General features: G+C 70.0%; 15 protein-coding genes. 3 read left to right on the forward strand and 12 right to left on the reverse strand.

Translation table 11 applies throughout. From position 1 onward, the window contains the following. Nucleotides 1–12: 12 nt before the first annotated feature. Entirely contained in the window at nt 13–864 is an 852-nt protein-coding gene (locus AB0H52_RS02370; protein ID WP_151491375.1) for an alpha/beta hydrolase, read from the reverse strand. Nucleotides 865–1,042: 178 nt separating this feature from the next. On the opposite strand from AB0H52_RS02370, the gene AB0H52_RS02375 reads away from it, so the two are divergent. The 3 genes from AB0H52_RS02375 to AB0H52_RS02385 all read left to right on the forward strand — a co-directional run bounded on the left by AB0H52_RS02375 (nt 1,043) and on the right by AB0H52_RS02385 (nt 2,591). Further along, on the forward strand, nt 1,043–1,363 hold the full coding sequence (locus AB0H52_RS02375) for a hypothetical protein (RefSeq protein ID WP_357944706.1): 321 nt from the start codon (nt 1,043–1,045) through the stop codon (nt 1,361–1,363). A 17-nt stretch (nt 1,364–1,380) separates the two neighbouring features. Continuing rightward, on the forward strand, nt 1,381–1,650 hold the full coding sequence (locus AB0H52_RS02380) for a hypothetical protein (protein ID WP_357944709.1): 270 nt from the start codon (nt 1,381–1,383) through the stop codon (nt 1,648–1,650). A 68-nt stretch (nt 1,651–1,718) separates the two neighbouring features. Further along, on the forward strand, nt 1,719–2,591 hold the full coding sequence (locus AB0H52_RS02385; protein ID WP_151491378.1) for a metallophosphoesterase: 873 nt from the start codon (nt 1,719–1,721) through the stop codon (nt 2,589–2,591). Here AB0H52_RS02385 and AB0H52_RS02390 read toward each other — a convergent pair. The 11 genes from AB0H52_RS02390 to AB0H52_RS02440 form a co-directional block, all read right to left on the reverse strand. Then, nucleotides 2,581–3,858, reverse strand: coding sequence for a helix-turn-helix domain-containing protein (locus AB0H52_RS02390; RefSeq protein ID WP_357944712.1), 1,278 nt, complete (start codon nt 3,856–3,858; stop codon nt 2,581–2,583). The genes AB0H52_RS02385 and AB0H52_RS02390 overlap by 11 nt on opposite strands. Further along, nucleotides 3,845–4,006 (reverse strand): hypothetical protein, encoded by a 162-nt coding sequence (locus AB0H52_RS02395; RefSeq protein ID WP_192580483.1) that lies wholly within the window; start codon nt 4,004–4,006, stop codon nt 3,845–3,847. The genes AB0H52_RS02390 and AB0H52_RS02395 overlap by 14 nt, the downstream gene beginning before the upstream one ends. Nucleotides 4,007–4,119: 113 nt before the next feature. Continuing rightward, nucleotides 4,120–5,262 (reverse strand): helix-turn-helix domain-containing protein, encoded by a 1,143-nt coding sequence (locus AB0H52_RS02400; RefSeq protein ID WP_151492719.1) that lies wholly within the window; start codon nt 5,260–5,262, stop codon nt 4,120–4,122. A gap of 424 nt (nt 5,263–5,686) precedes the next feature. After that, a complete protein-coding gene (locus AB0H52_RS02405; RefSeq protein WP_357944717.1) occupies nt 5,687–6,586 on the reverse strand; it encodes a discoidin domain-containing protein in 900 nt (299 codons plus the stop codon). Beyond that, nucleotides 6,487–8,064, reverse strand: a complete 1,578-nt coding sequence (locus AB0H52_RS02410) for a discoidin domain-containing protein (protein ID WP_357944720.1) — start codon at nt 8,062–8,064, stop codon at nt 6,487–6,489. Before AB0H52_RS02410 ends, AB0H52_RS02405 begins: the two co-directional genes overlap by 100 nt. A gap of 160 nt (nt 8,065–8,224) precedes the next feature. Further along, nucleotides 8,225–9,493, reverse strand: coding sequence for a putative sulfate exporter family transporter (locus AB0H52_RS02415; RefSeq protein ID WP_225854793.1), 1,269 nt, complete (start codon nt 9,491–9,493; stop codon nt 8,225–8,227). Continuing rightward, nucleotides 9,493–9,639 (reverse strand): hypothetical protein, encoded by a 147-nt coding sequence (locus AB0H52_RS02420; protein WP_192580484.1) that lies wholly within the window; start codon nt 9,637–9,639, stop codon nt 9,493–9,495. The genes AB0H52_RS02415 and AB0H52_RS02420 overlap by 1 nt, the downstream gene beginning before the upstream one ends. Nucleotides 9,640–10,011: 372 nt before the next feature. Next, complete coding sequence (locus tag AB0H52_RS02425) at nt 10,012–11,865, reverse strand: adenylyl cyclase (RefSeq protein ID WP_357944724.1); 1,854 nt, start codon at nt 11,863–11,865, stop codon at nt 10,012–10,014. A gap of 164 nt (nt 11,866–12,029) precedes the next feature. Continuing rightward, nucleotides 12,030–12,506: an inositol monophosphatase family protein gene (locus AB0H52_RS02430; RefSeq protein ID WP_151492722.1), complete on the reverse strand. Its 477-nt coding sequence runs from the start codon at nt 12,504–12,506 to the stop codon at nt 12,030–12,032. 80 nt (nt 12,507–12,586) lie between these two features. Continuing rightward, nucleotides 12,587–12,859 (reverse strand): GlsB/YeaQ/YmgE family stress response membrane protein, encoded by a 273-nt coding sequence (locus AB0H52_RS02435; protein WP_151492723.1) that lies wholly within the window; start codon nt 12,857–12,859, stop codon nt 12,587–12,589. A 239-nt stretch (nt 12,860–13,098) separates the two neighbouring features. Beyond that, nucleotides 13,099–13,854 (reverse strand): alpha/beta hydrolase, encoded by a 756-nt coding sequence (locus AB0H52_RS02440; RefSeq protein WP_151489866.1) that lies wholly within the window; start codon nt 13,852–13,854, stop codon nt 13,099–13,101. Nucleotides 13,855–13,902: the final 48 nt, after the last annotated feature.

Consider the following 13,902-nt stretch of genomic DNA (forward strand, 5'->3'; position numbering starts at 1 on the left):
TACCGGTACGGGTCAGGCGCGAGCCTTCGCCGGCTGCTTCATGAAGTCCATGATCGCCTTGTTGACGTCGTCGGCGTGCGTCCACGGGATGCCGTGCGGAGCGCCCTTGAGCGTGATCAGCTGGCCGGTGGGCATCATCGGCCCGAGCCGCTGGCCGGTCACCGGGTAGGGCAGCACGTTGTCCTTGTCACCCTGCACGATCAGCAGCGGCACATCGACCTTCGGCAGGTCGGGGCGGAAGTCCTCCTGCCAGGCGTCCACGCTGTCGTGGGTGCCCTTCGCGGAGGCCATCGCACCAATCTGCCAGTGCGCCCGGTACGCCTCCTCGCTGACCAGCTTGCCCTTGTTCTCGCTGTAGTTGAAGAACGCGTCGCAGAACTGGGTCACGTAGGCGAAGCGGTCCTTGATGATGGCCTGCTGGAAGCCCTTGAAAAGGCTCGTGTCCACGCCCTCCGGGTTGTCCGGGGCCTTGGCCAGCATCGGTTGCAACGGACTGAGCACCACAGCCCGACTGACCCGCTGCGATCCGTAGTTGCCCAGGTAGCGGATGACCTCGCCGGTGCCCATCGAGTGACCGACCAGGGTCGCGTCGCGCAGGTCCAGTTCGGTCATCAGCACGTCGAGATCCGCGGCGAACGTGTTGTAGTCGTACCCGAACGTCGGCTGGGCGGAGTTGCCGTACCCACGCCGATCGTAGGTGATCGTCCGGTATCCGGCGTTGAGCAGCTGGTTGGTCACCTTTTCCCAGGTCGCCCCGTTGAACGGGAAGCCGTGGATCAGCACCACCGGCTTGCCGGATCCGTGATCCTCGTAGTACAGGTCGATGGGCGCGGAGTTTTCCGTCCCCACGGTGACGAAAGGCATGTTTGTCTCCTGCTCCGGTTTCGGGCTGTCGGACGCCACGCGCTTTCCCGTCGGGTTGCCGGATATGCGGGCGGCCGACGTCGCCCGGTCCCAGGCCAGCCGCGCCAGGACCATCGACATTTATCGACCTCGTCGGGAGGGTTGGCGGTAGGAAAGTTTCGGCACCTCGGAGGTGGGCATGCCCCGTCCAATCCGCACCGGGATCGCTGTGTTGGCCGCCGGAGCGGCCACCGCCGCCCTGGGCGCCACGCCGGCCCAGGCCGACCCGGTGGTGCCACGGCACGCCATCGTGGTCTGCCAGAGCGCCAGCTTCTACGCCAACTACGACTCCGCCGGCGGCCCCACCGGCCTGAAGCGCACCCTCGAATACGGCAACAAGATCGGCCACACGCCGGGCGCGCACCCGGTCTACAACGGGTGGGCGGCGTCCTTCGACTTCGGCCCGAACGACTGGGGTTACCTCCGCGCCGAGTGCATCGGCGGGTACGACTCATGGTGAGCCGGCGGAGCACCCGGGTGACCACCTGCCTACTGGCCGGAGTCCTCGCCGCGACGCTCGCCCCGCCGACCCCGGCGCAGGCGGCCAACGGCACGATCGGCGAGCGGGAGACGGTGTGCGCGAGCGACCTGTTCGTCCGCACCCAGCCCAACGGCGCCTGGATGGGCACCCTTTACCAGGGTCAGACGTTCCTCGTCGAGGGTCCGCGCAGCGGCGGCTACGTCTACGGTTTCGCCTACGGGTACATCAACCGGCGCGGCTGGGTGCAGGACGGGTGGTTCTGCTGACGACGCCCGTTGGCGCGGCGAGACGGCAGGACAGAGGGTGTCCCTACCGGGCGACGACGGCCTAACCTCTGAGCGTGAGTCTTCCGCCCCGGCTGCGGGCCGTCAGCGACCTGCACATCAGCCATCCGGAGAACCGCGCGTTCCTTCAGGAGCTGCGCCCGGAGCACGACGGCGACTGGCTGCTCGTGGCCGGCGACGTGGCCGATCGGTACGCCGACATCGAATGGGCGCTCGGGCTGTTGAGCAGCCGGTTCGCGAAGGTCGTCTGGGCGCCGGGCAACCACGAGCTGTGGACGCCGCCGGGCGACCCGGTGGAGCTGCGCGGCGAGGCGCGCTACCGGGAGCTGGTGGGGATGTGCCGGCGGCTGGGGGTGGTCACCCCGGAGGATCCGTACCCGGTGTGGGACGGCGACGGCGGGCCGGCCACCATCGCCCCGCTGTTCGTGCTGTACGACTACACGTTCCGGATGCCCGAGGCGAGCACGAAGCAGGAGTCGCTGGACCTGGCGTACGCGGCCGGAGTGGTGTGCACGGACGAGGCGCTGCTGCACCCCGACCCGTACCCGAGCCGCGAGGCGTGGTGCGACGCCCGGATCGCCGAGACCGAGCGTCGGTTGGCCGAGCGTGATCCGGCCCTGCCGACCGTGCTGGTCAACCACTACCCGCTGGTGCGGGAGCCCACCGACGTGCTGTGGTATCCGCAGTTCGCCCAGTGGTGCGGCACCGTACGCACCCGCGACTGGCACCTGCGTTTCGGTGCGTCGACCGTGGTCTACGGGCACCTGCACATCCCGCGCACCACGTTCTACGACGGGGTGCGGTTCGAGGAGGTCTCGCTGGGCTACCCGCGCGAGTGGCGACGGCGCGGCTCGGTGCCGGACCCGGTGCGCACCATCAACCCGGCAGACGACCTGCGCCGGGGCGCGTCCGTCAGCGGGTGAGGCCAACCAGCGTCGCCAGTCGCGCCACGCCGGCCGGCGCCGGGTTCGCGCGGGCTACATCGGCGATGAGAGTACGCGCCAACGGCCGCCACCGGACCTCGGCGGGCGCGACGCTGTCCGCGTCGACCAGGGCGCGAGCCGCGCCGCGCAGGTCCCCCACGTGCAGGTACGCCCGCGCGACGTCCACCAGGTACGCGCCCCGATACTCGGCCGGCAGCCGTCGCCACGCCTCCCGCCGAACGACGCTTACATGCCGTCGCACCGCCTCGCTCGCGTCACCCCGCTGCGCTGCCAACAGCACCCGCGTCAGCTCGACGGCGACCGACCCGAAGCTGGTGCGGTACTCATCGTCGTACCCTCGCAAGCCGGTGGCGATGCCCGCCGCCCGGTCGGCCAGCTCCTCGGCGCGACGATGCTCGCCACATCCGGCGGCAGCCAGCGCAGCCTGCACCAGCAACGTCCCGCCCACGGCCCACTCCCCCGCCCCCAACCCCCAAGCCCTCCCACCCCCACCCCCACCCGCGCCTTGGTGATCATGAGGTTGACGGGTCATTTGATCTCCCCACGGCCCGTCAACCTCATGATCACCGACCCGGAATGGGGCCACGTCGGTCGGCGGCGGGAGGATGCGGTTCGCGGCGGCGAGCGTCGCGGCCAGGGCGAGGCAGTCGCGGCCCGACGCGCGCAGCGCCTGGCCGACGGAGATAGCCGCTGTCGCCGCGAGAGGCGGATCGTCACCCGCCACTGCCATCGCTCGATCGGCGCTCAGCCACCCGAGGTCGGCCTCACCGAGTTTGACCAGCAACGCGGAGGCGAGCCGGTATGTCTGCACCCGCAACTCCAGTGCCCTTACGCCCTGCACGACATCGAGCAGACTCGGCAACACCCGCACCAACTGCGCGTAGTGCGCATGCTGGTAGGTCAGCCAGGCGTATCCGACCTGCCGTCTCACCTCTTCCGCCGTCTGCTGCGTGACTTCCGGGGTGTCGTAGCGGGCGAGAGCGGCCCGGATGTCGTCCATCCCGTCGAGAGCACCGACCGGCGTCTTCTGCGACTGCTGGCCGAGCAGCACCTCCGGGTCGATCCGCAGCACCTCGGCCAGATCCTGGATCACCGAGTACCGGTCCAGGGCACGCACACCCCGCTCGACCTTGTCCACCCAGCTCTTCGACCTGCACAGCCGGTCGGCGAGCTGCTGCTGCGTCATCGACCGCCGCACCCGCCAGCTCGCCACGCGGCGGCCGATCGGAAGGTCATCGCTGGTCACGCCGCCACCGCCGGTCCGGGACCGCACGGGTCGTGTCCTCCACCGGTACGCGTTCCGCCTCCGCCTGCGCCAGGAGGCGCTGCTTGGCAGCCTCCCGCTCGGCCGCCTCGGCCTGCTCACCCTTGCTCGCCGTCCCATCGCCGCGCATGCCACCTCCGTCAGGCAGTGGGCGCGACGTAGGTCTCCGAACAGCTCTTATCGCCGTCACCCACGGTCATCGTCGGCGCGACAATGGGTGGCCGACCAGGCGAAGCGCGTCCGTTACGGCGTAGCGGACAGCCCAAGCAGATGGACGGCTTCGATGACTTTGTGAGCGAGGTCTTGGGATGCGGTGGCTATGGCGATCGCGTCTGCCATCGCCAGCGTCTCGCGAGCCGCCGCGGTGTCTCCGGCCTGCGCCTGGGCAACGGCCAGGTGGATCAGGTTGTGACCGTGCCACTCCGCGCCGTTGGCCTCCTCGTTGACGCCGGCGACGCCGGCCATCAGCAATCCCAGCGCTCGGTCGTTGGCACGGCTGTCCGTTGCACCGAGATGCCGCAACACACTGCCCTGCTGGATGGCGAAGAACGACGGCGTGTACCAGTAGCCCCACGGAGACAACGGTTCCTCCGCAGCCTGCGCCGACAGGTCCGACGCCTCCGAAAGACACCCGAGCACCGCAGTTGACTCCGCACCGGCCATGGCAAGACCCCTCGCCTCTTGCCCTGCGCAATAGGCCCGCAGAGCGGCAGTCACCGTGTGATCCCTTCTCGACTCCCGCGAAAGCCGAATCATGGTCGGGAGATCACGTCGGCACTCGGCCTGATACCCCTGAAACGACACGACGGTGGCGACCAGATCCGCGTTGCCGGCCTCGCTGGCCCACTGCAACGCCCTCGCGTTCCACACCGTGGCGGCACGCTCCTCGCCCCGCGCGATACTGAGCCAGCCCGCGAACTGTGCCCACTGCCCGGCCAGATCGACCATCCGAGGGCGCACGTCGTCGGGAGCGTCCCTCAGCAGGCTGGTCACGGTACCGAGGTGATCCCGTACCGGCCGCATGATCGGCCCTGATCCGATGGCATCCTCCAACCGACGGTAGCCCGCGAGGAGACCGGCGAGCGCCTCTGCTGTGGCGCGATCGGCCCGCCCTTGATGCGCCCGCACGTAGGCCAGACGATCGCCACCCTGCGGCGCTTCGACGACCAGCGCCGCCAACACGCCGTTTGCGTGCAACGCGTCGTCGAGCCGAACCGTCACGTCGACCGTCGGCTTCGTCTGCCCAGCCTCCAGTTGGTGAATAAGGCTCTTGCCGTGGTTGACAGCGGCGGCAAGTTGCCGCAGCGACAGTCCCCGTGCTTCCCGGAGTCGCCGCAGCTCAGTCGGAAAACGTGGGTCAACGAGTGTGGTCGCGCGTGGGGGCATGGCAGCACTCCTACCTCACGGCTTGACGGCGGCAATAGCGGCAGCCGCCAGTCCTGCAACCATCGACGGTACTCCCGGCCTTATGGTCCGACCTAGCACATCGCTCGCAGCGACAGGCCGCTCGCCCGCGCGGGACCTCCGTCCAGGTCACTTCGATGACGCCAGCGAACGAGCTTCAGATGAGGGCTACTCGTGCTGCTCGGGCGCGGCGGGCCGGGTGGAATTGAAGCAGGTGACCCGGCGGGCCCGTATCGGCCAACGAGGAACGCACCCACCGGGCGGTCAATGAGCTGCTGGGCCAGTAGCTTCCGCCAGTAATGTTGAGGACATCGGGCCAGCCGTTGCCTGCCTGCCGCCCACCAGCTGAGAGCGCGGTGGGATGGGCGGCCGCCGGCCGGCATCCGGCGGCCGTCCCACGCCCGGGTCAGCTGCCGTACACCTCCAGGGTCGACAGCTGACCGGCCGGCCAGCCGGTGTTACCGGTCACGGTGATCCGCACGTAGCGGGTCTGCGCGGCGCTGAAGGTCAGCGTCACCTGGTTACCCGTCGACGGGTCGAACGTCCGCCCCGCCGAACCGACCAGTGTGCCGAAGCTGCCTCCGTCGGTGCTGCCCTGCACGGCGATGGTCTGCGTCCGGGTGGCCCAGGCCGATGACGGCGGCAGCTTCAGCACCACCCGCCCGACCGTGCGGGTCGCGCCCAGGTCGACCTGGACCCACTGGGGGAACGCGTTGTTGGCGCTCTCCCAGTAGCTGTTCGCGTCGCCGTCGACCACGTTGCCCGACCCGTAGCTCTGGACGTGGCTGCTCTCACTGGTGGATCGCCCCCGGGCGAGGTCGGTGTTGGCCGGGGCGTCGGTGGTGACGGTGACCGCGTTCGAGGCCGCCGAGGTGTTGCCGGCGGCGTCGCGTGCGGTGACGGTGAAGGTGTACGAGGTGGACGCGCTGAGCCCACTCACGGTCGCCGTGGTGCCGGTGACGGTGGCGACCACCATGCCGCCCTGGCGTACCTGGTAGCCGGTCACGCCGTTGTCGTCGGTGGACGCCGTCCAGGCCAGGGACACGCTGCTCGCCGTACGGCCGGTCGCCGTGAGGCCGCTCGGCGCGGTCGGCGGGTTGTCCGTGGTGCCGCCGGCGGCGTACACCTCGACCTGGGCGAGCTGGCCCGCCGGCCAGCCGGTGTTGCCGGCGATGCTCAGCCGGATGTGGCGGGCCGTGGTGGTCGTCAGCGTGCGGGTGACGGTGTTGCCGGTCGCCGGGTCGAAGGTGAACGCGGAGGCCCCGGCGATGGTGGAGAAGGAACTGCCGTCGACGCTGCCCTGCACGGTGATGGCCTGGTACGCGCGCCCCAGCCGGACGGCAGTCGCAGCACGAGCCGGTTGACCGGGTGGCTGGCGCCGAGGTCGACCTGCCACCAGTGCGGGAACGCGCCGCCGCCGCTCTCCCAGTAGCTGTTGGCATCGGAGTCGACCGCGTTCGACGCCGGGAACGGGCCGTTCTGACTGCTCGCCGAGGCGGCCCGTCCGGCGGCCAGGTTGCCACCGGTCGGGGGCGGGGTCCCGACCATCGGCGGTGTGGGGCGGACGGGGGTGAGGGCGAGCTGCCCCTTGAGCATCCGGCCGCCGTCGCCGGTGATCCGCAGGTAGTAGTCGGCGGAGCAGGCCACGCCGTCCTCGTCCAGCGCCCGGATGTTCGCACCGGCCGGGGTGGTGGCCTGGGTCTCGGACGTCTTGGCGATCTGGTTGCCCTCGTTGTACTCGTCGAACATGGACACGTAGAGGCCCTGCGAGCCGAGGCGGACCATGTTGTAGATGTGCCGCCAGTAGAAGTCGCCGTGCTTGCGGTGCCCACCGGCGAGGTCACCGGGCATCACGCAGGGCAGGTAGTCGATGCCGCGGGCCGCGCAGTCGGCCATGTCGCCGACGTTGACGTTGTTGTAGTAGGAGTCCAGCTCCTCGACGGTCCTGGCCCGGTAGACCATCCACGGCGAGATCGCGTGGAACGCGTGGTAGACGTCGAGGAAGCCGGGCCGGGAGTCCTCGATCCCCTGGCGCCACCAGGTGGGCACGCCACCGATGACGTAGCAGCCCTGCGCCTTGAACCAGTTGACGACCTCCAGGCAGGGCCCGGGGGTGAAGGGCCGGCTGGGTTCGCTGAAGCCGAAGCCCCAGATGCAGACGACCGGCTTGCCGTTCTGCCGGGCGTACGCGCTGGACGCGGTGTGCGCGGACATCTTCGTCGTCCAGTCGGTCTTGATCTCCGACTGCATGGACAGCCAGTCGGTGACGTCGTACATGATGTAGAACTTGCGGCCGTAGCGTTCGGCGGCCGAGCGGACCTTCTGCGTCATGGCGTCGCGGGTCGGTCCCTCGTCGCCCATCGGGTTGAACCGTTGCAGCGCGGCGGTGTCGCAGCCGTACTCCTGCATCCACCGGAAGTGGGTGTCCACCGTCTGCTGGTCGTAGGACGAGAAGAGGGTGGCCGGCGAGCCGTTGCCGAGGTTGGGGTACGCGGTGGGATAGCTGCGCGTGTACTCCCGCATGTCCGGCCAGGACACGATGGTGGTGTTGGCGGGCGAGGGCGGCTGGAAACGGTCGCGGCTCCAGTGCCACCAGCCGCCGATCGGCGCGGAGTCGCCGGGGGCGCTGAACCAGCCCTGGTAGCCGACCGTCACCTTGCCGACCACGTCCCCGGGAGGGCTCGCGGCGTGCGCGGGGCTGGCGAGGAGTCTGGTGGTGGAGGCGGCGGCGAGGGCGGAGGACGCCAGCACCGACGTGACGAATGTGCGGCGGGAGACCGCCATGGGGACCACTCCTTCGGGACGGAAGGCATTGACGGCCATCGTGGCAGCAGTGGTCGCCGCCCCGCAAGAGTTCGACTGATCGATGAAATTATTCGCCTGCTGCCCGGAAGGAGTCGAGCGCCCCGCCCCGCGCGGACACGGGACGGGGCGCGACGGCGGCTCAGGCCGAGAAGTTGCGGAACAGCAGGGACGCCAGGCCGAGCGCCAGCGCCAGGTTGAACACGGTGGCGCTGGCGAAGACCGCCACGGGCCGCCAGCCGGCCTCCCGCAGCGATGCCACCCGGACCTCCAGGCCGATGCTGACGAAGGCCAGGATGAGGAACCAGACGCGCAGGTCGTTGACGATGGCGATGGTGGCCTTGCCGTCCGCGCCCGCCGCGTCGAGGTACCAGGTGGCGATCACCGAGGCGGCGATGAAGCCCAGGACGAACTTGGGAAACCGCGTCCACAGCTCGCCGAGACCCGGTCGGGCGGCGCCGGGCCGCCGCTCCACCCGCAGGGTGAAGTACGCGGTGAGCGCCACCGCCACCACGCCCATCAACGCGTTCTGGGTGACCTTGACGATGCTGGCGATCTGGAGCGCCTCCTCGCCGGCGAGCGCCCCGGCGGCGGTGACCGCGGCCGTGGTGTCGATGTTGCCGCCGATCCAGGCGCCGGCCACCGCGTCGGAGAGCCCGAACACGTCGGCCAGCCAGGGCAGGATGAAGATGGACGGCAACGCGAAGACGATGACCAGACTCGCCGTGTACGCCAACTGCTCCCGGCGCGCCCGGACGGCCCCCGCGGCGGCGATCGCCGCGCTGACACCGCAGATCGACACCGCCGAGGCGAGCAACGCCCGCAGCTTGTCGTCGAGCCCGAACCTGCCGGCCAGCCACCAGGTGAACAGGAAGACCCCGCTGATCAGCAGGATCGCCTGGGCGATGGCCGGGCCGGCGGCGCTGGCGATGACGGCCAGGTTGATCGACGCCCCGAGCAGCACCAGGCCGGTCTTGATGAAGAACTCGGTCCGGAAGGCGGCGGCGATCCGGTCGCGCCACCCGAGCAGCGTGACGGCGGCGTTGCCGAGCAGGCCGAGCAGGATCGCGTAGACCGGGTATTCGATGGCGGCCCCGATGTCCTCCACGGCGGTGCCCTCGGCCCACGTCGGGACGTTCTGCTCCAGGTAGCGGGTGAGCGCCGCGAGACCGAGCACGACCAGCAGGCCCAGGGCGGTCCAGGCCCAGAACGCGCCACCACGTGCCGCGCTGGTGGGAGCGGTGGGAACGGCGGAATCGGCGGGGTCGGCGGGGTCAGCAGGATCGGCGGTGGTCGACGAACTGCTGGACTCGACCACGTCGGCGGGCGCGTCGTCGACTCCGGTGGCGTCGACTCGGGTGGCGTCGGTCGTGCCGGGCTCGTTGCCCGTGCGGGTCGCGTCGGCGGCCATCAGGGCACCAGCCCGGCGGGGATGGCACCGAGCAGGACCAGAGCGAGCAGGGCCAGGCCGAGGATGGTCGCCACCCAGTCCTCGTTGAACGCGAGCCGGGACTCCCCGGCCGTCGGTGGGGTGGACGATGGCTGGTCGGATGTCATGGCGTACCTCCATGGTTGTGAACCGATCCGGCGGTGCCGGATCGGTCGGAAGGTGCGGTGGCGAGCGGGCCGAGCCGAGCCGGTGAGCACGGGTCACGGGTCGACGCGCGATCCAGCAGTGGGGCCGGAGGAGGAGTGCGGCGGCGAGGCGTTCAGTCGGTGGCCGGTGCCCCCGGACAGAGCTCGCTGGCGGTCCGCATCAGGTCGACGACCCGACGCGAGGTGAGGAGCGGACCAACCGGCATTCACGTACTTTCCTACCAGGACGATAGGAATTCAAGACCGTCGACGCGAAATCTCATCGGACCCGCGCCACGGCCGGCGGGGCCGGAGCCATCACCGGCTCCGGCCCCGTCGGTACGCCCGCGATCCCTACGAGGTCGGGTATCGGGTCAGGTAGACGGGAGCGCCGACCTTGGTCATGTCGGCCGCCTCGCCGACGCCGTTGACCACGTGGTCGATCGTGCCGGCGCTGAGGTTGACGGCCATGATGTGGTGCAGCCGCACACCCGGTCGGTTCGGGACCTCGAAGCCGTTCTCGGTGTGGATCGACGGGTTGTTCTGGTTGAAGACGTAGACCCCACCGCCGTACAGGGTGTGGTGGCGCACCCGGTCACCGACCTTGTACCCGGCCCAACCCTCGACCGCGCCGTTCATCCAGTCGGCCTGCGTCGGCGGGTCGTACGGCAGCTCGTTCTGGTACAGGATCGTGGTGCCGTACTCGCCGTTCCAGACGGTGTTGTACCGCTGGAAGTGCTCGACGAACAGGCCGGTGGCGGTCACGTGGTCGCCGTTGATGACGGCGCCGTAGCGACCGGTGTTGGTGCGCCAGCGGTCGGTGTCACCGTTGACGCCCTCGGTGAAGCCCTCCACGCCGTGGTCGCCACGCCACACCCAGGTGTGGTCGATGAGCACGTTGTCGCTGTTGACCTCCAGGGCGGTGTTCGTCCGGCCGATGTGCGGGCCGCCGACCCGGAAGTACACGTCGGACAGCGTGGTCGGGTTGGTGGGGCTGCTCGCGTCGCGGCCGTGCTGGCGCCCCACCCGCAGCAGCACCGGCGATTCGACGAGGCCCGCGTCGATCGTGACGCCGGCGACGATCACACCGGGGACACCGGCAACGTCCAGCGGGATGGCACCGTCGACCGCGGTGAGCGTCGCGTGCCCGATGCCGAGCACGACGGTGTCGGGCCGGCGCACCTCGATGCTGCGGGCGATGTCGTACGTGCCGGGGGTGAGCAGCAGGTGCTTGCCGCGCGCCAGTTGGCTGTTGATGACACGCACCGGATCGGAGGGCTTGGCGATGAAGAAGTCACCGATCGGAATGGTCCGCCCCGGGGTGATGCCGTCGGCCCAGGAGACGCCCCGGCTGTCGCGCTGGGCGGCGGGCACCCGCACGTTGTAGTGGCCCTTGCCGTCGACGAAGAGGTACGGCTTCTCCCGGCTCACCGGGGTCGCCTCCAGGGTGGTGTACGGCGGGTCGGGGAACGTGGCGTCGTCCGGTGCGCCCTCGACGCCGGCGAAGACCTGGTTCCACACCGCGTTGGACCAGCCGGCGACCTCGCTGTTGCGGGTCAGCCACTGTTGCTGCGAGCCGTTGGTGGTGGCCGGCAGCCGGGAGTCGGCGATGAACCCGCCGCTGGCGTACTGCGGGCCGGCGGTGCAGTAGTCCATCAGCGACAGCCCGCCGCCGGTGATGTCCAGCCGGCGCATCGACACCGCCTGGGACACCGCCCAGAAGTTCGCCGACGACCGGCAGCCGTCCTGGCCGGCGGCGTTGATGGTGAGCGAGAGGTTGGACAGGGTGCGCCAGAAGTTGACCAGCGCGAGGCAGTTGCCGGTGCCGCCGTCGGCCAGGCACCGGTTGTAGACCTCGAGCTTGCCGTTGACGGTGACGTCGGTGGGCGAGGCGCCCAGGCCGGCGACCTCGGTGTAGTAGCCCACCTTGGCCTGCAACGGCTCTTCGGCCGCGCCGTAGGCGCCCGGCTTGAACAGGTAGGCGTGCCGCTCGGTGCCCATCTCGTTGTCGACCTGCCGGGCGTGCGCGGCGTCGAGGGTCTGCTGGATCTCGCCGACCGGCATCGTCGGGTCGAAGATCGTCACGTTCGGGCCGAAGTCGGGTGCGCCGTACGTGGGGCGGCCGGCGGTGGCCGCCGTGCTGGTCGTCGTGACGGCGGTGGTCACCAGAAGGGCGAGGATGAGGATACGACGGGACGGGGTTGTCATGCGGTTCGTCCTCTCCGCTGGCCGGCGGCGTACTCCCGGCACAGCTGGGGCGGTGAGAGCGCTCTCTGATCCCTGCGGCCGAAGGTGGGTCGCGCCGAAGGGGTTGACATGTTTCTACCCGCTGAGCCGGTCGCGCGCCATGACCACGGACGGCGAACTTCGGCTCAGTCCGGCACCGGCGCCACATCGGGGCCGTCCGTACGGACCCGGCAACCCCGGCCACGGCCCGCGTAGATGATCTGCCGGGCCACCGGCTGGTTGATCACGGCGAGAGCCACGCCGTGCTGGTCTTCGAGGGCGAGGTTCGTACCGAAGATGGGGATGCGGTAGGCGAAATACCTGGTGCCGTCAATCGGGTCGATGACCCAGCGCCTGCCCGACGTGCCAGCCGTGGCGCCGGTCTCCTCTCCGCATATCCCGTCGGCGGGGAACCGGTCTGTCAGCTCACCGCGGATCAGCGCCTCGACGGCGAGGTCAGCCTCGGTCACCTCGGTCTCGTCCGCCTTGATCGCGGGCGCGAAGTCCGCCGCGAAGAACCGCTCGGCGACCAGGCTGCCCGCGCGCTCGGACAGGCCGATCGCGAACTCCAACAGATTGTCGTCGAGCCGGGGCGCATCCATCATGCACGGTAGCCGCGTCACCGACCGGTCCACTGTGGCCCAACGGTGCGCCGAGGCCCGCCCTCCTCCGGAGTGCGGGCCTCGGCGATGGTGTGGCGGGGTCAGCGCACCGAACGGCGGCCGTAGGTGCCGGCGACGATCGCCACGCCGACGGCGGCGAAGGCGACCTGCAGGATCAGCTCGATCCAGTCGATCCCGCTGGTGTCGTCGACACCGACGGCGCTGGCGACGAGCGTGCCGAGGATCGCCGCGACCACACCGATGGCCAGTGTCAGCCAGATCGGGATGTTCTGCTTGCCCGGCACGACCAGCCGGCCCAGCACGCCGACGACCAGTCCGATGATGATGGCGGCGAAGAAGCCGGTAATTTCCACGAAAGCCGTCCTTCAGGAGGGGATGTCGTCAACCCGTTGATTGCCCCAAGCAACCATCCGCGAAACACCCTCCGAACCCGGCACGCAAGGCGTGCACCCGAATCCCTCCCCGCTTCGTCGATCATGGAGTTGTGGTGGTGTACGAAACGGCCTTTCGTTGCCAAAACGGCCACCACAAGTCCATGATCGACGCGGTGTGAGGGCGGGGCGGGGTGGGGTGGGGTGGAGCGGGGTGGGCGCTACAGGTCGGTTAGGAACTCGTCGATCATTGGGGCCAGCCAGTCGGCGCGCTGCGGGATCGACGTGTGCGTGGTGCCGGGCAGGACGGCCAACCGGCAGGACGGCAGACCGGTCAGGTCGCCGGGCACCGCGCCGCCGAGCAGCCGGAACATCCGTACCGCGTGCTCGGGCTGGATGATGTCCGCGTCCGCCAGCACGATCATGGTGGGCGCGGCCAGAGCGCGGATCTGCTCGGGTGTCCAGCGCGGCAGGTTCGCGTCCAGCACCTTCATCTTCGTGACCAGGTTGGCCCAGCCCGCCGGGTCCGGCGCGGTCCGCAGGTACTCCTCGTGGAACTCGGAGCCGTGCAGGTGCTCCGGTTGCAGATCCTGGATCCCGTCGAGCAGTCCGGGGTGCAGGCCGTCGTCGTCGAAACTCACCGAGGCGAGCACGAGGCGACCCACCCGGTCGGCGTGGTGGGTGCCGAGGCGCAGCGCGACCGCCGCGCCCATGCTCCAGCCGTACACGTCCGCGCGCGCGACGCCGAGCCGGTCGAGCAGCTCGACGACGTCGGCGGCGAAGTGCTCCACGGTCAGTGGACGGTCCACGTCGGGGGTGTGGCCGTGAGCCTGCAACTCGACGGCGATCACCCGCCGGGTCTTCGCCAGGAACGGCAGGATCGTGCCGAACGAGGTGCCGATGCCGGAGAGCGCGCCGTGGATCAGCACCAGCGGGCGACCCTCAGCATTGCCGTGCGCTTCGTGATAGATGTCCATGCCCCCACGCTGCGCCGACGCGCTTACGGTCCTCTTCAGGTCGCCTTA

The sequence above is a fragment of the Micromonospora sp. NPDC050695 genome, assembly GCF_040654415.1.
In the GTDB taxonomy this organism is placed as follows: domain Bacteria; phylum Actinomycetota; class Actinomycetes; order Mycobacteriales; family Micromonosporaceae; genus Micromonospora.